24 protein-coding genes and 3 tRNA genes are annotated in these 21,216 nt (G+C 40.0%); 26 read left to right on the plus strand and 1 reads right to left on the minus strand.

Annotated elements, in window-relative coordinates; all coding sequences use genetic code 11:
- The first annotated feature begins 80 nt into the window (after nt 1-80).
- The 21 genes from KJ593_00970 to KJ593_01070 all read left to right on the plus strand — a co-directional run bounded on the left by KJ593_00970 (nt 81) and on the right by KJ593_01070 (nt 14,004).
- Nucleotides 81-156 (plus strand) — tRNA-Phe (locus KJ593_00970).
- Between the two features lie 115 nt (nt 157-271).
- A tRNA-Thr gene (locus tag KJ593_00975) sits at nt 272-344 on the plus strand.
- Nucleotides 345-386: 42 nt separating this feature from the next.
- Nucleotides 387-1,649 (plus strand): MFS transporter, encoded by a 1,263-nt coding sequence (locus KJ593_00980; protein MBU2540452.1) that lies wholly within the window; start codon nt 387-389, stop codon nt 1,647-1,649.
- A gap of 32 nt (nt 1,650-1,681) precedes the next feature.
- The gene (rsxC, locus tag KJ593_00985; protein MBU2540453.1) at nt 1,682-2,962 is read left to right on the plus strand and encodes an electron transport complex subunit RsxC; all 1,281 of its coding nucleotides are present in this window, start codon (nt 1,682-1,684) and stop codon (nt 2,960-2,962) included.
- The gene (locus KJ593_00990) at nt 2,934-3,914 is read left to right on the plus strand and encodes an RnfABCDGE type electron transport complex subunit D (GenBank protein ID MBU2540454.1); all 981 of its coding nucleotides are present in this window, start codon (nt 2,934-2,936) and stop codon (nt 3,912-3,914) included. Before rsxC ends, KJ593_00990 begins: the two co-directional genes overlap by 29 nt.
- Entirely contained in the window at nt 3,895-4,449 is a 555-nt protein-coding gene (locus tag KJ593_00995) for an RnfABCDGE type electron transport complex subunit G (protein ID MBU2540455.1), read from the plus strand. The genes KJ593_00990 and KJ593_00995 overlap by 20 nt, the downstream gene beginning before the upstream one ends.
- The gene (locus KJ593_01000; GenBank protein ID MBU2540456.1) at nt 4,446-5,072 is read left to right on the plus strand and encodes an electron transport complex subunit E; all 627 of its coding nucleotides are present in this window, start codon (nt 4,446-4,448) and stop codon (nt 5,070-5,072) included. The genes KJ593_00995 and KJ593_01000 overlap by 4 nt, the downstream gene beginning before the upstream one ends.
- Nucleotides 5,072-5,686 carry an RnfABCDGE type electron transport complex subunit A gene (locus tag KJ593_01005; GenBank protein MBU2540457.1) on the plus strand — a complete coding sequence of 205 codons (615 nt, stop codon included), beginning with the start codon at nt 5,072-5,074 and terminating at the stop codon, nt 5,684-5,686. The genes KJ593_01000 and KJ593_01005 overlap by 1 nt, the downstream gene beginning before the upstream one ends.
- Nucleotides 5,687-5,724: 38 nt before the next feature.
- Nucleotides 5,725-6,942 carry a serpin family protein gene (locus tag KJ593_01010; GenBank protein ID MBU2540458.1) on the plus strand — a complete coding sequence of 406 codons (1,218 nt, stop codon included), beginning with the start codon at nt 5,725-5,727 and terminating at the stop codon, nt 6,940-6,942.
- Between the two features lie 36 nt (nt 6,943-6,978).
- The gene (locus KJ593_01015) at nt 6,979-7,776 is read left to right on the plus strand and encodes an RnfABCDGE type electron transport complex subunit B (protein ID MBU2540459.1); all 798 of its coding nucleotides are present in this window, start codon (nt 6,979-6,981) and stop codon (nt 7,774-7,776) included.
- Nucleotides 7,773-8,372: a phosphoribosylglycinamide formyltransferase gene (locus KJ593_01020; GenBank protein MBU2540460.1), complete on the plus strand. Its 600-nt coding sequence runs from the start codon at nt 7,773-7,775 to the stop codon at nt 8,370-8,372. The genes KJ593_01015 and KJ593_01020 overlap by 4 nt, the downstream gene beginning before the upstream one ends.
- The gene (locus tag KJ593_01025; GenBank protein MBU2540461.1) at nt 8,365-8,835 is read left to right on the plus strand and encodes a BatD family protein; all 471 of its coding nucleotides are present in this window, start codon (nt 8,365-8,367) and stop codon (nt 8,833-8,835) included. The genes KJ593_01020 and KJ593_01025 overlap by 8 nt, the downstream gene beginning before the upstream one ends.
- A gap of 29 nt (nt 8,836-8,864) precedes the next feature.
- Nucleotides 8,865-10,142 (plus strand): phosphopyruvate hydratase, encoded by a 1,278-nt coding sequence (eno, locus tag KJ593_01030; protein MBU2540462.1) that lies wholly within the window; start codon nt 8,865-8,867, stop codon nt 10,140-10,142.
- Complete coding sequence (locus tag KJ593_01035) at nt 10,142-10,414, plus strand: septum formation initiator family protein (protein MBU2540463.1); 273 nt, start codon at nt 10,142-10,144, stop codon at nt 10,412-10,414. Before eno ends, KJ593_01035 begins: the two co-directional genes overlap by 1 nt.
- Nucleotide 10,415: 1 nt before the next feature.
- Nucleotides 10,416-10,492 (plus strand) — tRNA-Met (locus KJ593_01040).
- 139 nt (nt 10,493-10,631) lie between these two features.
- The gene (locus KJ593_01045; protein MBU2540464.1) at nt 10,632-11,348 is read left to right on the plus strand and encodes a hypothetical protein; all 717 of its coding nucleotides are present in this window, start codon (nt 10,632-10,634) and stop codon (nt 11,346-11,348) included.
- Complete coding sequence (locus KJ593_01050; protein MBU2540465.1) at nt 11,348-12,019, plus strand: prepilin-type N-terminal cleavage/methylation domain-containing protein; 672 nt, start codon at nt 11,348-11,350, stop codon at nt 12,017-12,019. The genes KJ593_01045 and KJ593_01050 overlap by 1 nt, the downstream gene beginning before the upstream one ends.
- A gap of 94 nt (nt 12,020-12,113) precedes the next feature.
- The gene (locus KJ593_01055; GenBank protein MBU2540466.1) at nt 12,114-12,485 is read left to right on the plus strand and encodes a hypothetical protein; all 372 of its coding nucleotides are present in this window, start codon (nt 12,114-12,116) and stop codon (nt 12,483-12,485) included.
- A 28-nt stretch (nt 12,486-12,513) separates the two neighbouring features.
- Complete coding sequence (locus KJ593_01060) at nt 12,514-12,816, plus strand: YggT family protein (GenBank protein MBU2540467.1); 303 nt, start codon at nt 12,514-12,516, stop codon at nt 12,814-12,816.
- Between the two features lie 9 nt (nt 12,817-12,825).
- Nucleotides 12,826-13,485 (plus strand): TrkA C-terminal domain-containing protein, encoded by a 660-nt coding sequence (locus KJ593_01065; protein ID MBU2540468.1) that lies wholly within the window; start codon nt 12,826-12,828, stop codon nt 13,483-13,485.
- Between the two features lie 120 nt (nt 13,486-13,605).
- Entirely contained in the window at nt 13,606-14,004 is a 399-nt protein-coding gene (locus KJ593_01070) for a pili assembly chaperone (protein MBU2540469.1), read from the plus strand.
- A gap of 116 nt (nt 14,005-14,120) precedes the next feature.
- Here KJ593_01070 and KJ593_01075 read toward each other — a convergent pair whose 3' ends face one another.
- The gene (locus KJ593_01075; GenBank protein ID MBU2540470.1) at nt 14,121-14,306 is read right to left on the minus strand and encodes a hypothetical protein; all 186 of its coding nucleotides are present in this window, start codon (nt 14,304-14,306) and stop codon (nt 14,121-14,123) included.
- Nucleotides 14,307-14,572: 266 nt separating this feature from the next.
- Here KJ593_01075 and KJ593_01080 point away from each other — a divergent pair, with 266 nt between their 5' ends.
- From KJ593_01080 to KJ593_01100, 5 genes are all read left to right on the plus strand, one after another.
- Complete coding sequence (locus KJ593_01080) at nt 14,573-15,868, plus strand: adenylosuccinate lyase (protein MBU2540471.1); 1,296 nt, start codon at nt 14,573-14,575, stop codon at nt 15,866-15,868.
- Between the two features lie 5 nt (nt 15,869-15,873).
- Nucleotides 15,874-16,578, plus strand: a complete 705-nt coding sequence (locus KJ593_01085; protein MBU2540472.1) for a phosphoribosylaminoimidazolesuccinocarboxamide synthase — start codon at nt 15,874-15,876, stop codon at nt 16,576-16,578.
- A 274-nt stretch (nt 16,579-16,852) separates the two neighbouring features.
- Complete coding sequence (gene purL, locus KJ593_01090; protein MBU2540473.1) at nt 16,853-19,081, plus strand: phosphoribosylformylglycinamidine synthase subunit PurL; 2,229 nt, start codon at nt 16,853-16,855, stop codon at nt 19,079-19,081.
- A gap of 24 nt (nt 19,082-19,105) precedes the next feature.
- Nucleotides 19,106-19,759: a TIGR00730 family Rossman fold protein gene (locus KJ593_01095; GenBank protein MBU2540474.1), complete on the plus strand. Its 654-nt coding sequence runs from the start codon at nt 19,106-19,108 to the stop codon at nt 19,757-19,759.
- A gap of 3 nt (nt 19,760-19,762) precedes the next feature.
- Nucleotides 19,763-21,187 (plus strand): amidophosphoribosyltransferase, encoded by a 1,425-nt coding sequence (locus KJ593_01100; GenBank protein MBU2540475.1) that lies wholly within the window; start codon nt 19,763-19,765, stop codon nt 21,185-21,187.
- Nucleotides 21,188-21,216 lie beyond the last annotated feature (29 nt).

The following is a 21,216-nucleotide window of genomic DNA, read 5'->3' on the forward strand; positions in this document are numbered from 1 at the left end:
AGTTAAGGTCATAGCTAGAAACCAAAACAGAATATTGACATCTGGCGCTATTTTGATAGAATAAGAGCCTGTCAAATCTGGCCGAGGTAGCTCAAATGGTAGAGCGCGGGACTGAAAATCCCGGCGTAGCCGGTTCGATCCCGGCCCTCGGCACCATGTATATTTAAAAGGACTTAAAGAGTCCTTTTTTGTTTATAAGGCATGAAGTTTAGCAAGACCTTCATCCTTGTAGATAGTTGGAGTTTTTGATATAATCAAAGTCTGAAATTCTGCCGATGTAGCTCAGTTGGTAGAGCAGCGCTTTCGTAAAGCGCGGGTCGGAGGTTCGATCCCTCTCATCGGCTTAAGTTATCCCTGAAAGCAAAATTCTTATAGGAAGATAGGCTGTGGCAAAATTTAGAGAAATTTTAAAAAATAAGAATTTTTTTCTCCTCTGGTTAAGCCAGATTATCTCCCAATTTGGAGACCGGCTTAATCAAATGGCGCTGATTGCTCTTATCTACAGCCGTGCTCCCGGCTCAACTTGGGAGATGGCAAAGCTGCTCTCCTTCACAATAATACCAGTATTTATAATTGGTCCGGTAGCTGGTGTTTATGTTGATAGATGGAGTAGGCAGCGCACCATGTTTGTCTGTGACTTAGCCCGTGCATGTCTAGTGTTTATAATTGCCTTTTATCTTTTGAATCTTAAGCCAATTTTTCCTATATACATTGCTATCTTTTTTGTATTTTCTGTTGGTAGATTCTTTGTTCCGGCTAAGATGTCTATAATACCGTCTTTGGTTAAAAAGAGTGATCTTCTTTTAGCTAATTCCCTAGTGCATACAACAGGCATGATTGCGGCAATGTTTGGATTAGGTATTGGGGGCCTATTAGTTTCTCCCCACATCTTGGGCGTAAAGGGTGGATTCTATTTAGATGCAGGCTCTTTCCTTGTCTCAGCTATAATGCTTTATTTTATTTCAGAAAATATTAGATTGAGAGTAACTAAAAGAGCCATTGCTGGGGTAAGCAAGGATATTGTGGAGGTTATAAAGAAATCAATCTTAAGTGAGATAAAAGAGGCTTTCTATTTTTTGATTAAAAATCGTCAGACGCGTTATGTTGTTGCTGTGCTTTTTACATTGTGGTTAGCATTGGGTGCTGTCTATGTTGTCACCATTGTTTTTGTCCAGGAGGTCCTAGGTTCGATTACCTCTCAGTTAGGCCTTTTGGCTATCTGTTTAGGAGGAAGTTTGTTTGTCGGTTCCCTTATTTATGGCCGCCTGGGTCACAAATTGTCACATCTAAAGATTATATTTATCTCCTTTTCTTTAAGCGGCTTAGCACTCTTCCTATTTGCGATTTTGACATATACATTTAAGGAGTTTTGGATTGCTGCTATCTCTTGCTTTATGCTTGGGTTGACCCTTTCTCCGATTATGATTGCTTCAAATACGTTAGTACACAAATTAAGTGATAATAAAATGATGGGTAGAGTATTTAGTTCTCTGGAAGTTGTAATGCATATTGGTTTTCTCCTGGCAATGTTTATTAGCGCCTCTTTAGCTGAATTTTTAGGCAGATTCTGGATTTTGGTAGGAGCAGGTTTGGGTATTATTCTGTTTAGTATTTTTGGGCTTATAAGAGAATCAAGACGTCGAGCTTAAGCTCGAGCTTAAGCTCGGCTTAATATAATTTTATGAAATACCATAAAGAACGTACTAAAGATATGCCGATTCAGGAGTTAGGTTTACCTGAAAGCGTTAGCATACCTCTAAGCCAGCATATTGGTAAAATCTGCCAACCCAGAGTTAAGGTAGGAGACAGGGTATTGCGGGGTGAACAAATAGCAAGTTGCGAATCTGGTTTTTTTGCGCCTATCCATTCTTCGATTTCTGGTGAGGTGACATCCATCAAGAATATGCCTCATCCAAGTAATGGAAGTTGCCTTAGTGTCCAGATAAAAAGCGATGCTAAAGATGAGGCAATAGAGGACATTCGTCGCAAGCCAAGGAGCCAAGAAGAAGTCGATAATTTAAGCAAAGATACCTTAGGCAAAATCATCCTTGATGCAGGTATTGTGGGTATGGGAGGTGCGGCATTTCCTACCCATATAAAGTTAAAACCTCCTAAGCCGGTTGATACCTTTATCTTAAATGCAGCAGAGTGCGAGCCCTATTTGACAAGCGATTATCGGCTCATGATTGAGAATCCCGAAGGTATTATTTCCGGGATGAAATTGATGCTTAAGATCTTAGGTACGCGAAATGTTTATTTGGCTATTGAAGATAATAAGCCAGAGGCTATAAAAAAATTTAAGAGTCTGGCTAAAAATAATGATTTTAAAGTCTGTGTCTTAAAGACAGTTTATCCTCAAGGAGGCGAAAAGCAGCTTACGCAGAGTATACTAGCCAAGGAAGTTCCTGCTGGTGGGCTTCCTTTTGATATTGGAGTTGTAGTTCAGAATGTGGCAACTGCATTTGCAGTGTATGAGGCAGTTTATCTTCGAAAGCCGTTATATGAGAGGGTTGTTACTGTATGTGGTTCGGCATTAGCTAATCCTAAGAATCTACGTGTAAGAATCGGTACCTCAATAAGAGAGCTTATTGCATTTTGTGCGCCTTTGCAGCAGGAAGTAAGAAAGATCATAATTGGCGGCCCAATGATGGGTATTGCCCAGAGCAGTATGGATGTGCCTATTATTAAAGCCAGCGGCGGAGTAATCCTGTTTTCAAAAAATGAGGTGAGTCTCAGGCAGGATCGTGTTTGCTGTCGCTGTGCACGTTGTGTTGACATTTGTCCAGCGCGTATTGAACCAGCAATGATAACAATCGCTATAGAAAAAGAAAAGTGGGATATGCTGGCAGAGTTCAATATCTTTGATTGTATTGAGTGTGGACTGTGTAGTTACATCTGTCCGGCAAAACGCGATTTAGTCCATTTAATCCGATATGGAAAAGAAAGAGTTAAAGTTAGGTAGGCTTGTTGTTTCAAGCAGCCCTCATATTGAGGAAGACGATCACATCATAAGAAGGATGTGGGCGACTTTTATTGCACTTCTCCCTGTGGGTTTTGCGGGAGTTTATATCTTTGGCATACACTCACTCTATGTAATATTAGTTTCTTTGGCAGCTGCAGCATTGACAGAGATTGCCTGTCAGAAAATGCAGCGGCGTAAAGTTACTGCCTCTGATGGAAGTGCCTTAATCTGTGGGCTTTTACTTGCTTACAACCTGCCGCCAGATGTCCCTGTCTGGATACCTATTCTGGGTACAGTTTTTGCAGTAGGAGTGGGAAAGCATTTATTTGGAGGACTGGGATTTAATATATTTAATCCTGCTTTGGTTGGCCGGGCCTTTTTAATGACCTCCTGGCCAACGCATATGACAAGTTGGACTAATCCTCGTTTTGCTATCGATGCTGTGAGCTCTGCGACTCCTTTAACAATCCTTAAGGAAAAAGGCGTATTCTCTATATCAGAACTCCCTTTAAATTATTGGGATCTATTTATCGGCAACAGAGGTGGATGTATTGGTGAGGTTTGTGTTATTGCCCTTCTTGTTGGTGCAGCATACTTATTATATAAACAATATATATCCTGGCAAACACCCATATCCTTTATTTTGACAACAGGATTTTTAAGCTGGGTATTTTCCGGCTCAAGGTTGTTTAGTGGTGATTTTCTCCTTTCTATACTTTCCGGCGGATTGATTCTGGGTGCCTTTTTTATGGCTACAGATTATGTTACAGGGCCGCTTACCAAAAAGGGTAAACTTATTTTTGGGCTTGGCTGCGGCCTGATTACTTTTCTTATTCGAAAATATGGCGGCTATCCGGAAGGCGTCTCTTACGCCATTCTTACTATGAATGCCTTTGTTCCGACGATCGATAGGTTTTGCAGGTTGAAACCCTATGGGTTTAAGAGGGGTTAATAAGATGTTTCGTTATGCTTTGATATTAATGACTATTTGCTTAGTAAGTGCATTTGTTTTGGCAGGTACTTACAAGGTTACTCATCCTGTTTACTTAGAACAGATGCTAGAAGAGGAAAAACAGGCCCTAGGAGAGATCCTGCCTAAGGCAGTGGATTTTAAAGAGAGACAATATTGTGATTCATCATATTTTGTAGGTAGAGATATTCAGGGAAAGACTGTAGGTTATATTATTAGAGCCGAGACAAACGGATATTCATCCATAATCAAGATGCTCGTCGGTATTGATGCTGAAGGTACAATTGTTGGCATCAAAATTTTATCTCAACAGGAAACGCCCGGATTAGGTGCTAAAATCACAGAGGTAAGAAGCGGCAAAAAAAAACCTTGGTTTATTCAACAGTTTAAAGGTAAAAATTTCAAAGATTTAAATCTAGAAAATATTGAATCAATTACTGCAGCTACGATTACCAGCCAGGCAATTGTGGAAGGACTTAAAAAAGAAATTAGCAAAATTCTGCCTTATTTAAAATGAAGAGAACATTATTCCAGGAATTTTCAAAAGGCCTTAGCGTTAGCAATCCTGTATTCGGTCTTGTTTTGGGCCTATGTCCGGCCTTGGCAGTCTCTACCAGTGTAAGCAACGCCATAGGAATGAGTGCAGCAGTCATTTTTGTCTTAACTTGTTCAAACATTATAATCTCAAGTATCAAGAGATTAATCCCAAAAGAGATTCGCTTGCCTTGTTTTATCGTTGTAATTGCTACATTTGTTACTATTGTTGAATTAGTTCTACATGCATATTTTCCTAATCTGCGTACATCCCTGGGTATATTCGTGCCTTTAATCGTAGTTAACTGTATTATCTTAGGTCGGGCTGAGGCCTTTGCCTGCCGTAACACAGTTATGCGTTCGATGTTTGATGGCTTGGGAATGGGAGTGGGCTTTTCGTTTTCGCTTATTATTATTTCCGTGATAAGAGAGGTTTTAGGTACAGGGGAAATCTTAGGAATTCCTGTTCTAGCTAAAGCAGAGCCAGCTCTATTTTTTGTTTTAGCCCCAGGTGCTTTGTTTACGCTTGGAGTTTTGATTGCCATCTCCAACCATTTTCGCTATAAGAGAGGCCAAACAGTTAAACTCAAAGGGGGCTGTCATTGATGGATGTTAATTTTAATAAAATCCTGACCATAATCATCAGCATGGTCTTTGTCAATAATTTTATCCTCTCTAAATTCTTAGGGCTTTGTCCTTTTATTGGCGTCTCACGAAGAACAAAACCAGCTCTTTCCATGGGCGCTGCAGTCATATTTGTTATGACCGGATCAAGTATTATTACCTGGCTCCTTTATCGTTATATCTTGGTTCCTTTTCATGTTGAATATTTGCGTACAGTATCTTTTATATTGGTTATTGCAACCTTCGTGCAATTCGTGGAAATGTTTACGCTAAAAAATTTCCCAGCCCTTTATGAAACCCTGGGTATATATCTACCTTTAATTACTACTAACTGTGCAGTCTTAGGTGTAGCGGTATTAAATATCAATGATTTCTTTATGGAAGGCTATTCTGTTTTGGCGAGCTTTTCCTATTCTGTGATTCAGGCATTTTTTGCCGGAGTTGGTTTTACATTAGCTCTATTTTTGATGAGTGCAATCAGAGAACGATTGGATTTAGCAGAAATACCCGAATGTTTTAAAGGTGTGCCAATTGCATTTATTGTTGCCTCATTAATGAGCCTAGCGTTTATGGGGTTTACGGGGTTTAGGTTTTGATATTGAGCGATGCGCATGGAGTTAAAAAAGAGGTAGCCATGAAAAGGAAAAAGATACTTATATTATTTCTCACGTTTTTATTTGCCAGTTCATTGGTATTTGCCGAGCCAGAAAATAACCCAAGAACAAAGGTTGTTGTTGATGGAAATAGTTCGTTTGCACTAGCTCTTTATGATAACCTGAGGAAAGAGAAGGGTAATTTGTTTCTTTCTTCCTACAGCATTTCAACTGCCCTTGCTATGACCTATGCTGGCGCGCGCGGCAATACTGCAGCACAAATGGCTGATGTTCTGTGTTTCACATTGAGTCAGGAACAATTGCATCCTGCATTTGCTGATTTGCAGGCACAGCTGAACGAGGTGCAAGCAAAGGGTAATATTGAATTGAACGTTGCAAATGCTTTATGGGCTCAAGAAGGCTACTCTTTTCTTAGTGATTTTCTTGGTTTGACAGATAGGTATTATGAAGCAGCACTTTTCCACGTTAACTTCGAAAGAAATACCGAATCAGCGCGCCTAGAGATTAATGCCTGGGTAGAACAAAGAACCAAAGACAAGATAAAGGAGTTAATAAAACAAGGACTCCTAAATTCCTTTACGCGTCTTGTATTAACAAATGCCATATATTTTAAGGGTGATTGGCTAAGTCAATTTGAAAAAGATCTTACAAAACAAGCTTTGTTTTGGTTATCTAGCGATAATTCTATCAAGGTGCCCATGATGACTCAGCGAGGGAAGTTCGGTTATATGCAAGATAGTAACTTGCAGATTCTCGAATTGCCTTATAGCGGCAATGATCTTTCTATGATTATATTGCTTCCTAAAAGAAAAGATGATTTAGCTCAAGTTGAAGAGGCACTGAATGAAAGGAATTTGAATTTATGGACGCAACATCTCAAGACCAAAGAAGTTATAGTATTCTTGCCAAGGTTTAAGATGACTTCTGAATTTTCACTGGCTGAAACGCTTGTCTTGATGGGTATGACTGACGCATTTGATCGGTCTGCTGATTTCTCTGGAATGACTGGCAAGAAAGATTTATATATTTCCAAGGTAATTCATAAGGCGTTTATAGCTGTTGATGAGGAAGGCACTGAGGCTGCGGCAGCAACAGCAGTAGTTATGAAGCGGCTTTCAGCTTCAAATGAGGAGCCTACTGTCATATTTCGAGCTGACCATCCTTTCATATTCTTAATCCGCCATAATCCTTCTGGAAGCATTTTGTTTTTTGGCAGAGTGATTGATCCGACAGAGTGAAATAATAAGGAGCAAGTAATTTAATATAGAGATAGTATGACGGAAATACTTTATCCAACACTAACCTTAGCTATATTAGGATTGGCCTTTGGGCTAGGTTTGGCCTTTGCATCCCGGAAGTTTTGCGTGGCGCACGATAAGCGCGTTGATCAAATTGTTGAAAAGCTTCCAGGCTCAAATTGTGGAGCCTGTGGTAGGGCTGGTTGTATACAGTTTGCGCAAAGTTTAATTCAGGGCACTTGTACAATTAACACTTGTCCTGTTACGTCTTTAGAAGGCAAAGAAGATATCGCAAAGATGCTTGGTAAGGAATTAGAGGTTGAGGTAAAAAGAATAGCTATCCTGCATTGTTGCGGCGGAAATAAAGTTGACGAAAAAAGCGATTATGACGGCGTTAAAGATTGTATAGCAGCAAATTTGCTCAGCGGAGGTCAAAAGGCCTGCAGTTGGGGCTGTTTAGGCTTTGGAAGTTGTGTAGGCGCATGTCCTTTCGGAGCGATTGCAATGGGCAATGAGGGCCTGCCTGTAATTGATGAGGCTAAATGCACTGCCTGCGGCAACTGCGTAAAAATTTGTCCTAAAGATTTATTTATCCTTGAAGCCGTTAATAAGGAATACTTTGTTGCCTGTTCCTCGCCTGATTTAGGGCGTGATGTGATGGCAGTATGCAAAGTTGGCTGCATTGCCTGTAAGAAGTGTCAGATTAACTGTCCAACTAAGGCAATAGAAGTAATTGACAATCTAGCAAAATTTAATTATGATAAATGCCGAAATATCGGAAAGTGTCTGGAGGTTTGTCCGACAAAGGTAATCAAGAAACGGAGGATTAAATGAAGATAGCCGTATTCGCATCAGGCCGCGGCACTAATCTAGCTGCGATTATTAAGGCAAAGAAAAAAGGTATAATTAATGCTGAGATTAGCCTTGTTGTTTCTGATAATAAAAAGGCGCTTGCCTTAAAAAAGGCCCAACGCGCCGGGATAAAGGCAGTATTTATTGATCCTTTAAGGTTCCTATCAAAGCAAGAATTTGAAGCAGAGATTATTAAGGCGCTAGAGGCCGAAGGCATTGACTTGATAGCCTTGGCAGGGTTTATGCGCATATTGAGCACTGATTTTGTGATTCGTTTTAAAAATAAAATAATTAACATTCATCCGGCGATATTGCCTTCTTTTAAAGGCGCGCATGGTATAAATGAAGCCTTTGATTATGGCGTGAAGGTTACAGGGGTTACTGTTCATTTTGTTGATGAGGCCATGGATCATGGGCCGATTATATTGCAGAAGGCAGTTTCTGTTGATGAAAAAGACACGTTAGAGACCTTAGAGTCTAAAATCCATAAGGTTGAACATAAGATTTATCCAGAGGCTATTCGTTTATTTGTTGAAGGTCGCTTAAGAATAGAAGGCAGGAAGGTGTATATTGCTTAAGATTATCGGCTTCATTTTATTATTTCTATTTATTCTCTCTCTTGTATTATTTGCACAGCAGGCAGAGAAATTGAAATTTTCAAGTTCAGTCGATAAGACAGAGATTAGCCTTGGAGAGCTACTCAATTTTAAGGTTACTGTTGAGGGCAGTTTTAAAGGAAGCCCAGAGATAAAGCTGCCTAAGTTAAGAGATGATTTTGATATTGTCTCCCAAACGCAATCGCATAGAATATCTATCGAGGCAGGCAAGAAAAACAGGATATTCGTTTTAAATCTCATGCTTTTAGCCAAGCGGGAAGGCCAAATTAATATCGCTGCAGCAGAGCTAAAGCAGGGATCAAAGGTCTATACTACAGAGCCTATGGAGATAACTGTTAAACCAGGTAAAGGTGAGAAGAAATTCCTGAGAGAACCAGAAGAGGAATTTCCCGCAGAAGAAGAAGTTGAGAGGATTACTCTTTAGAACTTATTTTTTATAAATGGGGGTTAATAATGGCAAAGATTAGTAAAATAATAGGACGCCAGATTTTAGATTCGCGCGGCAATCCCACTGTTGAGGTGGACTGTATCTTGGATAATTCTTGCTTAGCCAGGGCAGCAGTGCCATCTGGGGCATCAACAGGAGAGCTTGAGGCATTGGAATTGCGCGACGGCGATAAAACAAAATATCTAGGTAAGGGTGTTACCAAGGCAGTAAATAACATAAATAATATAATTGCCAAGAAAGTAGGAAGTATGCCGCCTGATTTTAGAAAGGTAGACTCTTTAATGCTTACTATGGATGGCACTCTGAATAAGTCAAAGCTGGGTGCGAATGCGATCCTTGCAGTATCATTAGCTGTAGCTAAGGCAGCAGCAAATGATAGGGGAGTGCCTTTTTTTCGATTCTTAGGAGGCAACAGCGCTAATATCTTGCCGGTTCCCTTGATGAATATCTTAAATGGCGGGATGCACGCAGATAATAATCTTGATATTCAGGAGTTTATGATTGCGCCAGTTGGCGCGCCTACTTTTAGTGAGGCATTGCGTTATGGCTGTGAAGTATTTCACCATTTAAAAGAGATTCTTAAATCCAAGAATTTGACTACTTCCGTCGGAGATGAAGGGGGTTTTGCACCGAATTTAAAATCAAACGAAGAGGCAATTGAACTGATTATGCAGGCCAGCGAAAAGTGCGGGCATCGCGCTGGCGAAGATATCTTTATAGCACTTGACGCTGCAGCCAGCTCTTTTGGTAAGAAGGGTACATATAATCTAAAAGAAGCAGAAAAGCCATTAAGCTCGGATGAAATTATTGCGATATATGCTGATTTGCAGTCTCGTTATCCGATTATTTCTTTAGAGGATGGTCTAGGTGAAGATGATTGGGGTGGTTGGGCGAGGCTAACGGAAAGATTAGGGCCGAATTTGCAATTAGTGGGTGATGATATCTTTGTTACGAACCCTAAGATTTTCCAGAAAGGCATCGATGGCAATATTGCAAATGCTATCCTTGTGAAGGTAAATCAGATTGGCACGCTTTCAGAAACATTGGAGACTATTGACTTGGCAAAGAAAAATAAGTATAATGCCATTATATCTCATCGCTCCGGAGAGACAGAAGATGTAACCATAGCACATCTTGCTGTAGCAACCGGCGTTGGCCAAATCAAGACCGGTTCGGTTTCCCGCACAGACCGTATTGCCAAATACAATGAGTTGTTAAGGATTGAGGAATTCTTAGGTAAAGATGCTGTCTATGCAGGAGTGGAATTCAAACTAAAAGGTTGATGATGGTACGCTCAATTATTATATGCGCGATTGCCATTATTGTTTTAATAATCTTTATTCCCGGATTTGCCAGGATGCAGGAGTTAAAGGCAAAAAATAGAGATTTAAAAAAACAGATTGGGGAAATAACAGAAGAAAACCTCGTCTTAAAAAAAGACATAGATAGATTGCAACATGATAGTGTATATCTAGAAGGCGTAGCCCGGGAAAAGATGGGCGTTGTTAGAAAGGGAGAGGTAATTTACCATATAGTTCCTGAAGAGAAAAAATAATCGCGGGGTGGAGCAGCCTGGTAGCTCGCAAGGCTCATAACCTTGAGGTCAGTGGTTCAAATCCACTCCCCGCAACCAATAAAAGAGGCGCTAGACACGGGTGCCTCTTTTTATTTATAACTACCTGAAGATAAAAGATATCGAGAAGCTAAGATAAATTCATTTTCTCTGGTAATTTCTATAAGATTCTGGTATTATTTACTGTAGAGGCGTAATTATGAAAAAGATACTTTATATTCTCGGATCAGTAGTATTAGGTTCGGTGATAATCTTATTTGCTAAATCGACTTTTGTTACTTTATCTATTGAGGATAAGATTGCTAAGATTACTGGTCTTCCTTCAGAAGTTGTCAGTGTGGATTCAGGTTATTTTCTAACAATTAAAGGCCTAAAAATAAGAAATCCAGAAGGTTTTAGCGATGAGGCAATGATTGATATTTCCAGTATGACCATTGATGAGAATTTAGGCCAGATGGAACTTATAGTTGATGAGCTTTTAGTTGAAAAGAGTCCCACTGGCAGATTAAATATTGATTACCTAAACGCGGAGGAAGCAGGCGAACCAGATTTAAAGATAAATCGATTAAGGCTTCATATTAACAAGGTGAAATTTAAGGACGGCACTAAAGAAAAAGAATTTGATGTAGATATTCATAAAGAATATGTGAATTTGCCCCAGCCGCTTGATGTGGCTAAAATCATTATCGTAGAAGGCATAGGTGATACTCCATTAGGCGATGATGAAGATATTGATACAGATGATATGGAAGATGATGTCGATGACGTTATTGATGACGGAGAGGTCATTGATGCTGACGGCGATGGCGATGGAGATGATGACGGTGATGGAGATGATGACGGTGATGGAGATGATGACGGTGATGGAGATGATGACGGGGTTGACCCGACTTGGCAAGGAGGATGGTACGAGTAGTGAAATTAAAACTTAAGAGATCGATAGGCTTTAGTCCCTTAGAAGTAATCCAATCAAAGCAGATGTTCCGCTTGCGGCGTAGACTTCTAAGAGGATTTACTCTTATTGAGTTAGTTATAGCTATAGCACTTTTGGCTATTCTTGGGGCAGCAGCAGTAATTGCTTTCCAGAGTATTCATACTAAGGCACAAATAGCTAATGCAAAAGCAACCCTTAAAAGTGTAAGAAGCGCTATCCTTATTCAAAGGGCTAATAATGAACTTAACAATATTACTAGTGATGGCTGTCATCAGCGACAGAATTCTTGGCCTACTTACGAAGAAGTTAGGAGAGCGTCTTACAATGCAGAAGTAGATAATTCTATTTTAAGTTCGCGCATGCCGCCAAATCTTTTGATGGGACCTCCTCCTGCTAATCTAGTAGCACCCAGAAGCCCTCCTTTTACTAACAGTTTTGTAGCTAACACTGATTGCGGTAGTAATCCGGGTCAGATAATATACTCCCTCCCTGATACTTTAGGCGCTAATCCTTCCAATAATTTAGTTGTTGCTACGACTGATCCCAAAGGATCCCTTTGTGTTGCTGATCCTTGCAAAGCAGCTTGGGCCTATAATCCTTACACCGGTGACTTCTGGGCTAGTTCTAGTGCTTACGGTTCAAATAATTGGTGATTTTTTAACTTCCCGCCTCTAAAACCTTCCTTAATTAATTTATGCAATTTCTCTTTTGACGAATAGGCCTTAAATTGATATAATAAGTCAGTATATGCGCTATATAATAATATTAGTAAGTCTGGCATTGTTCTTAGCCGGTTGCAGTCAGAATCTTAACTTATTGTTGCGCCTGGATAAAGAAAACAAGGCAATAAATCGGCAACTTAAGTTGCAAGAGGGAAAATTTGAGTTGTTGCTTGCTGATATAGAGCGGGGCAGCATAAAGCAAGGACTCACGAAAAAATATATTATAGCCCGCTACGGCGAGCCTATCTTAGAAATACCTCTTGAGGGCCGAGTTGGACTTATGAAACTATTGTATCGGCGGCCTCTCGAGTATTTTAATACTACTAAGGTCTATTTATACTTTGATAGCAGCGAAAAGTTATTGAAGTGGGACGTCATAGTAAGAGATTCAGGATAAGTCTCGTTTATAATCTAGGAGATAGTTTATGTTTGTCTTATCTAATTTTGTATCAGCCTTAGCCCAGATAGTAGATGTCCTTCTGACCATTGCTTATTGGCTGATATTGATTCGAGCCCTTATCAGTTGGGTAAACCCGGATCCCTATAATCCGATTGTGCAGATTCTCTATAAGACGACCGAGCCAATACTTTATCCGATTCGCAAAATATTACCTTTGGATTTTCGTTTCGGCATAGATATTTCGCCGATAATAGCCTTTTTGGCTATATTCTTTTTAAAATCATTTTTAGTAAAGACCTTGTTGGATTTAAGTATTAACTTACGATAGGATGCGAACATGATTAGTATTATTGTGACTACTTTTATTATAGTAGCGCTTAGCGCTATTATGGAGATTGCTGCTACTGCCCTAAAACTTACTGGGATAAATCTCCATATTGCCCGTTTTCAGGCGCTTTCTGCCTTAACCGGTACAGGCTTTACTACTAGAGAGGCCGAGTCAATAATGGAACATAGACAACGGCGGATTATTATAATGATTCTGATGATTGTTGGGCCTATTGGTTTTCTTACTATATTGGGTTCAGTATTAGTTTCTATTAGAGAAGATATATTTCTTTACGAATTACTTAGTATCCTTGTTGTAATTTTTATAATCTTAAGAATTTTTAAGAGCAAATTTATTGGTTCTATATTTCACAAAATTGTCGAACGACAGATAAAAAAGAGGCGCTTATTCAGAAAGGTCATATTAGAAGAAGTGCTCACCCTTGATGAAAATCTTGGTGTATGTGAATTTATCGTTACTGAGAATTCTAAGGTAGTTGAAAAAAAGCTCTTGGACACTAATTTTAAAAACGAAGGTTTTATAGTTTTGGCCATTGAAAGGGGAGATGGCGTATTAAGTGCTCCTAAGGGTTCAGAGACGATTCAAAAAGGAGATAGATTAGTAGTTTTTGGCAACGTAAAAAACATGAAGCAGGAATTAATTGGTTAGAATAGATTGACATTTATTAGAGAAAATAATACAATATGTTCGTATAAAATTTGGAGGTTAGGCGTGCAAAAGAATATCAGAGATAATCATCATTTAAAAGGATTTACCCTTGTTGAGATTATGATTGTTGTAGCTGTTATTGCCCTTCTGGCTGCCTTTGCTATTCCCAATTTCCTACGAGCAAGAGTAAGCGCAAATGAGACCGCAGCTCAAAGTTCTTTAAGGACAGTCCATACTGCTGTTGAAAGCTATAAATCAGTAGGCACTTCTTATCCTTCTGACTTAAGTATTTTGTCTTCCTCTACTCCGCCATATATAGATTCTGTTTTGGGAGCAGGCTCAAAACAAGGTTATAGTTTTGTTTTAACAGGATTGGCTAATACCTTTACTGCAACAGCGCGGCCACAGACTTTTGGCAGAACTGGTGAAAGAAGCTTCTATGTTGACGAAAGCGCGGTTATTCGCTATACACATGAAAACCGCGACCCAACTTCTGCTGACTCGCCCATCATACCCTAGAAACAGGCTTATCGCTATAATTCCTAGTCGAATAAAAATACTCTAGATAAAGCTTGGCCTATTAAAAAAAATCCCGCCCCACAACATTATAGCAGGGCGGGTAAATTATTATTTTATTATTCCTGGCGAAACCGATTCTGCTGTTGGTCTTCACTTCGGCAACCCAGCCGCCATATTACTTTTTGTCCTGAAAGATTATCTGCACTTTTTTCGTCTCTTCCTACCAGAAGGACACTGGTAGGCTTCTCGTGCATCTTCTTATCTAAAAGTAACTTAGGTCTGTTGGCTTTGCCTCTAGGCATTCAACATGCCTCGAGATCCTGAGAGTTTTAACCCTCAGGACGTCCTTCGATTTCTCGAAGTTTGCCCCTCCTAATCCTAAGGAGGACCACTGCTACTGCTCTTTAAAGGCAGTGGCTTTATCGGCTCCGCCAATTAAAATATAACATATTAGCGGGTCTGTTTCAAGGCAAGTATAGCAAAATTAAGCTTTGAGAAAGCGCTTTCTTTTTGATTGACTCTTGTGTCTCTTTTGAGCTATAATAGATATTCTTGGGGAGGCTAATACATGATTGAAAGATACACCTTAGAGAAGATGCGCAACATTTGGTCTAGAGAAAATAAATTCTCTAAGATGTTGCAAGTAGAGATACTTACATGCGAAGCCCTAAGTCATTCTAAGGTAATACCGTTACAAGCCTTAAGGCGCATTAAACGCAAGGCAAAGTTTAACATAAAGAGAATTGACGCCTTAGAAAAAAAGACAAATCATGATGTAGTTGCCTTTCTTCTTAATCTGGGTGAGGGCCTAGGAGAAGATGCCAAATTCTTACATCGGGGCTTGACCTCATCCGATGTCTTGGATACTGCCCTTTCCATGCAATTAAGAGAGTCTTGTGATATTCTTTTAGATGACCTAGAAAAATTAAGAAAAATTTTGGCCAAAAAGGCCAGGCAGTATAAACATACACCTTGTATTGGCAGGACGCATGGGATACATGCTGAACCACTTGCCTTTGGCTTAAAATTCGCACTCTGGTTTGATGAGATAAATAGGGCGCTGCTTAGAATGCGCAGGGTGCGAGAACTGGTTTCTCTCGTAAAGCTTTCCGGCGCTGTTGGTACATATGTACATTTGCCTGCTTCTGTTGAAAAATATGTAGCTTCAAGGCTTAAATTAAAGTCAGTCAATGCTGCTACTCAAGTCATTAGCCGCGATATCCACGCTGAATTTGTCTCCTCTCTAGCTTTGGTTGCCGCAAGTATCGAGAAATTTGCGACTGAAATCCGTCATCTGCAACGTACAGAGGTAAGAGAAGCAGAAGAGCCGTTTGGCCGAGGCCAGAAAGGTTCCTCTGCAATGCCTCATAAGAGAAATCCGATTATCTGCGAACGTCTCTGTGGTCTTTCGCGTATTATTCGCTCTTATGTTATCGCAGCCCTTGAGAATGTAAGCCTCTGGCACGAGAGGGATATCAGCCATTCTTCTGTAGAGCGAGTCATATTGGCAGATTCTTGTCAGGTTTTGGATTATATGTTGGTAAAATTCACTAATGTGGTATCTGGTCTTTTAGTATATCCTCAAGCCATGTTAGCTAATCTAGCCAAGACAAGAGGTCTTATTTTTTCACAAGGCATTCTGGTCAGACTTATGCAAAAGGGTCTTGCTAGAGAGAAGGCCTATGACATTGTGCAAGATGCCTCAATGCATGTATGGAAGAATATAGGCGCAACATTTATGGATGTGTTATTAGTTAATAGCAAGGCACGTCGATACCTCTCAGAGAAAGAGATCAAGGATTGCTTTAGCCTTAATTATTATTTACGTAATGTAGATAACATCTTTAAAAAAGTGGGGTTATGATAAAAATGCAAAAAGGCAACAAGATATACGAGGGGAAAGCAAAGATTCTCTATGAGACAGATAATCAGGATCTCTTGATTCAGTATTTTAAGGATGATGCCACAGCCTTTGATGCTACCAAACGCGGTCAGATTAATAATAAGGGTATTTGCAATAACAAAATATCCATAAAGATCTTCGAATATCTAGAAAAAGAAGGTGTGCCTACGCATTTTGAAAAGGTGCTTAATGACAGAGAGATGCTTGTTAAGCGCGTTGAGATTATTCCGGTTGAGGTAACAATACGTAACATTGTTGCCGGTGGCATGAGTAAATTGCTGGGATTGGAAGAAGGCATAGTTTTAAAGGAGCCGGTTTTGGAGTATCATTATAAAGACGATTCCTTGCATGATCCATTGATTAATAAATATCACATTTTTGCCCTGGGTTTAGCCAGCGAGGTGGAGCTTAAAACTATTGATGATTTTTCGTTTAAGGTTAACGATAAACTGCGTGAGTTCTTTTCTAATATAGGAATAGACTTGGTTGATTTTAAACTTGAATTTGGTAGATTTAAAGGAAAGATATTATTAGCAGATGAGATTTCACCCGATACCTGTCGACTCTGGGAGAAAGGAACAGGCAGAAAAATGGATAAAGACAGGTTCAGGCGTGACCTGGGGAGAATCGAAGAAACCTACCAGGAAGTGACAAAGCGAATTTTAGCTTGATATATTTACCTCAGATAATCCTATAGTTCTGTGTAATTCCGTAAGGAAATCCTATTTAGATATTCTGAATCTTTTTTATTCAGCATTGCGCCAACCCTATTTTTAGTAAACATTAAAGATTTGAGAATAGTATAATATGTTAGATAAAGCCGCGAAGAAGCGGCTAGATGTTTTAAGTTAATCTGTAAAGAGGCAGATACGCCAAGGATGGCCTCCAGGGAATAGTTTGTATTAGTACAGGTAAAGAAGCTTTTAAATTTGATTAAGGTAAATAATGGAGGAATTTAAGATGTCTGAGAGTACAATTGTCATTACAAAAGAGATAATCGAAAAAGAAGGATTATCTTTAGAAGAATACGAGAGGATAAAAGAGTTTATTGGTCGGGAGCCTAATTATACAGAGTTAGGGATGTTTTCGGCAATGTGGAGTGAACATTGTTCCTATAAAAATTCAAGGCCGGTATTAAAAATTTTTCCCACTAAGGGAAAACAAGTTCTTCAAGGCCCTGGTGAAAATGCAGGGATTGTTGATATCGGCGAGGGCTATGGTGTTGCTTTTAAGATGGAATCACATAACCATCCTTCTGCTGTTGAGCCTTATGAGGCTTCTGCTACGGGCGGAGGGGGTTGTATGAGAGATATTTTTACCATGGGCGCAAGGCCGGTTGCCTTGTTGGGATCGATAAGATTAGGTGCTTTAGGTGATAAAAAGGTCCAATGGTTATTTAAGGAGATAGGAAGAGGCTTTAGTAGCTATGCTAATGTCGTTGAAGTACCGGTTGTTGGAGGAGAAATATATTTCGATCAAAGCTATGAAGGCAACCCCTTAGTTAATGCAATGACAGTCGGCATCCTCAAGCACGGTGAAATTACCAGGGCTAAAGCAGCCGGCATAGGTAATATTGTAGCAATGATTGGCGGCGATACTGGTAAAGACGGCGTAGGAGGAGCTGCTTTTGCATCTGGAGGGCTGCAGGCCGGCGCTCAAGAGGATACATCTTCAGTTGCTATTGGAGATCCGCAAATGGGCAAAAATTTAAGGGAGGCCTCCTTAGAGCTTATTAAATCAGGCATAGTTGTCGGTATGCAGGATATGGGAGCAGCCGGCTTAGTTTGTTCGACCTCGGAGACCGCATCAAAGGGCAATGTTGGAATAGAGATTGATATTAGTAAGGTTAGGAAGCGCGTTGCTAATATGAATGCCTATGAGATAATGCTTTCTGAAAGCCAGGAAAGAATGTTAGTTATTCTGGAGAAGGATAAAATAGCCCAGGCCAAGGAGATCTGCGATAAATACTGCGTTCCTCTAGATATTATTGGTTTGGTAAAAGAAGGGGATATGCTAACAGTTAGAGAAGGGGATAATGTGGTAGCAGAGGTGCCGGCAAAGGCATTGACGGAGAAAGCGCCCGTTTATATTAGAGAAGAAAAAAAGCCGGATTTTTCTAAGTTTAAATTAGACCTCAAAGAGATAAGTCAGCCAAAAGATTATAACCAGGTTTTAATTAAATTATTGAGCTCGCCGACAATAGCAGATAAAAATATAGCTTATAGCAAGAGTGATGCGAGTTTATTCTCTAGGGTTATAATAAAGTCGGGCCAGGCAGATGCAGCGGTGATTAAGGTTACCGAAAGAAGAGGCGTTGCTGCCACTACTAACTGTAATGGGACCTATTGTAGGCTTAATCCTAGATTGGGAGGCCAAATTGCAGTAGCAGAATCAGCTAGGAATTTAGTTTGCGTGGGAGCAAAGCCCTTAGCTATTACCGATTGTCTAAATTTCGGTAATCCAACAGATCCTGAAATATTTTGGGGCTTTAGAAAATGCTGCCAAGGAATAGCAGATGCCTGCAAGACTTTAGATACTCCGGTGGTAAGCGGTAATGTGAGTTTCTATAATGAAAATCCGAAAGGTACTGTAGATCCTACTCCGGCTATTGGCATGGTCGGGGTTATCGAAGATATTAATAAAGTGCAGACCCAAGATTTTAAAGAGGAAGGAGATGTCATTTTATTATTAGGCCAGACAAAAGAGGAAATTGGAGGCTCTGAGTATCTTAAGGTTATTCATAACTTAAAAAAGGGAGATGCCCCTTCTTTAGATTTAGAAAGAGAGAAGGCACTTTGTGAGGTTGTTCTTACTGCAATAAGGCAAGGGTTAGTTCAGTCTGCGCACGATTGTTCTGAAGGAGGTTTAGCTATCGCCTTAGCAGAGAGTTGTATAAGCAATCCAGTTAAGAAACTGGGGGCTAGGATTGATTCAGCCGGTCAAAACATCAGAACAGATGCACTTTTATTTGGAGAGACACAATCGCGTATAATACTAAGTGCAAAGCAGGAGAAGGTCCAAGAAATAATGCAGATTGCCAAAGAGCATAAAATTCCAATTTCTATAATTGGCAAGGTGGGTGGCAATAGGCTCTTAATTAACCAATCAATAGATATATCTGTTGATGAGCTAAATAAAGCTTGGCGCAATTCAATAGGAAATTACCTTAAATAATATAAGGTAGAGAGGGGAAGGGTAATGAGCAAGAAAAATTCCAAGAGTGGATTTATCTCTGAAGATCCTTGGCGAGTATTTCGCATTATGTCTGAGTTTGTGGAGGGGTTTGAGGTTATGTCCCAGATCGGTCCAGCCATGGCTATTTTTGGTTCATCGCGCACGAAGAGAGGCGATAAATATTACAAGATTGCCGAAAGAATAGCCTATTATTTAGCAAAGAGTGGTTACGCGATTATTACTGGCGGCGGGCCAGGTATTATGGAGGCGGCTAATAAAGGTGCCAACATGGCAAAGGGGAAATCCGTCGGCTTTAATATCCATATTCCGAGTGAACAGAAGGCAAACTCCTATGTTAAAATCTTGCTTGATTTTAGATATTTCTTTGTGCGTAAGGTAATGTTTGCAAAATATGCCAAGGCATTTGTAATCTTGCCCGGGGGTTTTGGCACCTTGGATGAATTATTTGAATCAATTACCTTAGTTCAGACAAAACGCATTGAACCCTTCCCCATTATTTTGGTAGGGAGTTCCTATTGGGCAGGACTGCTTGATTGGATTAAGGTTTCGGTGTTAAAAAATAGTTGTATTTCTAGAAAAGATTTAGAGATTTTTAGCATTGCCGACAGCCCCAAAGAGGTAGCGCAGATAATAAAGAGATTTTATAAGCACGGTTAAAATATGCCTTTAGGTATTTATAGCCAAGAGAAGGATTATTATCCGAGAGAGCACTGCGGGCTTTTTGGTATATATGGTGCCAGAGAAGCAAGCTATTTGACATATTTAGGGTTGTATGCGCTCCAGCACCGGGGTGAGGAGTCAGCAGGAATTGTCAGCTCTGATAAAGGAATAATCTCTATATACAAAAATATGGGCTTAGTTAATGAGGTCTTCACTCCTGCGAGGCTAAAGACTCTTAAAGGCAGCATTGCCTTTGGTCATATTCGTTATTCTACCACTGGCTCAAGCTCAATAAAGAATGCCCAACCAATAGTGATTGACCATCTGGGCAGCTCTTTATCTATAGGTCATAATGGTAACTTGGTAAATAGTCTAAGCCTAAAGAAACAGCTAGAGGCGAAAGGCTCAATCTTTAGGACCGCTACTGATTCTGAGATTATCCTGCATCTTATGGCCAGGGCCAAGACTAGAAGCCTGAAAGGGATGCTGACGTATGCCCTTAGTAAGATTAAAGGAGCCTATTCTCTTATTTTAATGACTAATGATGCCTTAATTGGTGTGCGTGATCCTGGAGGTTTTAGGCCACTTTCTCTGGGCAAGAAAGGTAAAGGCCTTTGTTTAGCCTCTGAGACATGCGCCTTTGATTTAGTGGGTGCCCAGTTTATAAGAGACATCAGGCCAGGGGAGGTAGTTATCATTGACCGCAAGGGGCTGCATTCCTTTTTTCCTTTAAAAGTCAGACAGAAACCTTCTTATTGTATATTTGAACATATATATTTTTCCCGACCAGACTCATTTTTATTCGGGGAGTCGGTTCACGTTGTACGAGGGCGTCTAGGAGAGAATTTGGCAAAAGAACATCCTGTGGATGCAGATATTGTGGCCAGTGTTCCTGATTCAGGAAATTCTGCCAGCTTAGGTTTTTCCCATGCCAGCGGCATACCCCTAGAGATGGCCATTATTCGTAATCACTACGTAGGTCGGACCTTTATCCAGCCACATCAGGAAATTCGCGATTTAAGGGTGAAGCTAAAGTTCAATTTAATAAAAGATATAATTAAGGGAAAGAGGGTGGTAATTGTAGATGACTCTATTGTGCGGGGGACAACTTCACGTATCCGTGTCAATAGCCTTAAAGAAGCAGGAGCAAAAGAAGTGCATTTACGTATCTCTTGTCCGCCCCATAAATTTGCCTGTTTCTATGGTATAGATTTTCCTCGCTCTAGTGAGTTGATTGCCAATAGATTGAATTTACGAGAAAGAGAAAAGTTTTTAGGTGTGGATAGTTTAAGATATTTAAGTTTAGAAGGTTTACAAGTTTCAGTTGAATCGCCCAGCTGTAATTATTGCTTTGCCTGTTTTACTGGAACTTATCCAGTTGCCTTTGAGAACAAAGGTAAATATGACCTTGAGCCAAGATGTTAATTTAGGTGAGCTATTAATTTAAAAAGAAG

The sequence above is a fragment of the Candidatus Omnitrophota bacterium genome (assembly GCA_018830005.1).
Classification (GTDB): domain Bacteria; phylum Omnitrophota; class Gorgyraeia; order JAHJTE01; family JAHJTE01; genus JAHJTE01.

Bases quoted from the DNA above. Each gene is read 5' to 3' on its own strand.
- purL (MBU2540473.1), top strand. From the start codon at position 16,853: ATGGAGGAATTTAAGATGTCTGAGAGTACAATTGTCATTACAAAAGAG.
- eno (MBU2540462.1), top strand. From the start codon at position 8,865: ATGGCAAAGATTAGTAAAATAATAGGACGCCAGATTTTAGATTCGCGC.
- KJ593_01095 (MBU2540474.1), top strand. From the start codon at position 19,106: ATGAGCAAGAAAAATTCCAAGAGTGGATTTATCTCTGAAGATCCTTGG.
- KJ593_01080 (MBU2540471.1), top strand. From the start codon at position 14,573: ATGATTGAAAGATACACCTTAGAGAAGATGCGCAACATTTGGTCTAGA.
- KJ593_01020 (MBU2540460.1), top strand. From the start codon at position 7,773: ATGAAGATAGCCGTATTCGCATCAGGCCGCGGCACTAATCTAGCTGCG.
- KJ593_01075 (MBU2540470.1), bottom strand. From the start codon at position 14,306: ATGCCTAGAGGCAAAGCCAACAGACCTAAGTTACTTTTAGATAAGAAG.
- KJ593_01035 (MBU2540463.1), top strand. From the start codon at position 10,142: ATGATGGTACGCTCAATTATTATATGCGCGATTGCCATTATTGTTTTA.
- KJ593_01070 (MBU2540469.1), top strand. From the start codon at position 13,606: ATGATTGTTGTAGCTGTTATTGCCCTTCTGGCTGCCTTTGCTATTCCC.
- KJ593_01060 (MBU2540467.1), top strand. From the start codon at position 12,514: ATGTTTGTCTTATCTAATTTTGTATCAGCCTTAGCCCAGATAGTAGAT.
- rsxC (MBU2540453.1), top strand. From the start codon at position 1,682: ATGAAATACCATAAAGAACGTACTAAAGATATGCCGATTCAGGAGTTA.
- KJ593_01015 (MBU2540459.1), top strand. From the start codon at position 6,979: ATGACGGAAATACTTTATCCAACACTAACCTTAGCTATATTAGGATTG.
- KJ593_01010 (MBU2540458.1), top strand. From the start codon at position 5,725: ATGAAAAGGAAAAAGATACTTATATTATTTCTCACGTTTTTATTTGCC.
- KJ593_01045 (MBU2540464.1), top strand. From the start codon at position 10,632: ATGAAAAAGATACTTTATATTCTCGGATCAGTAGTATTAGGTTCGGTG.
- KJ593_01085 (MBU2540472.1), top strand. From the start codon at position 15,874: ATGCAAAAAGGCAACAAGATATACGAGGGGAAAGCAAAGATTCTCTAT.
- KJ593_01055 (MBU2540466.1), top strand. From the start codon at position 12,114: ATGCGCTATATAATAATATTAGTAAGTCTGGCATTGTTCTTAGCCGGT.
- KJ593_01005 (MBU2540457.1), top strand. From the start codon at position 5,072: ATGGATGTTAATTTTAATAAAATCCTGACCATAATCATCAGCATGGTC.
- KJ593_00990 (MBU2540454.1), top strand. From the start codon at position 2,934: ATGGAAAAGAAAGAGTTAAAGTTAGGTAGGCTTGTTGTTTCAAGCAGC.
- KJ593_01065 (MBU2540468.1), top strand. From the start codon at position 12,826: ATGATTAGTATTATTGTGACTACTTTTATTATAGTAGCGCTTAGCGCT.
- KJ593_01100 (MBU2540475.1), top strand. From the start codon at position 19,763: ATGCCTTTAGGTATTTATAGCCAAGAGAAGGATTATTATCCGAGAGAG.
- KJ593_00995 (MBU2540455.1), top strand. From the start codon at position 3,895: ATGGGTTTAAGAGGGGTTAATAAGATGTTTCGTTATGCTTTGATATTA.
- KJ593_01000 (MBU2540456.1), top strand. From the start codon at position 4,446: ATGAAGAGAACATTATTCCAGGAATTTTCAAAAGGCCTTAGCGTTAGC.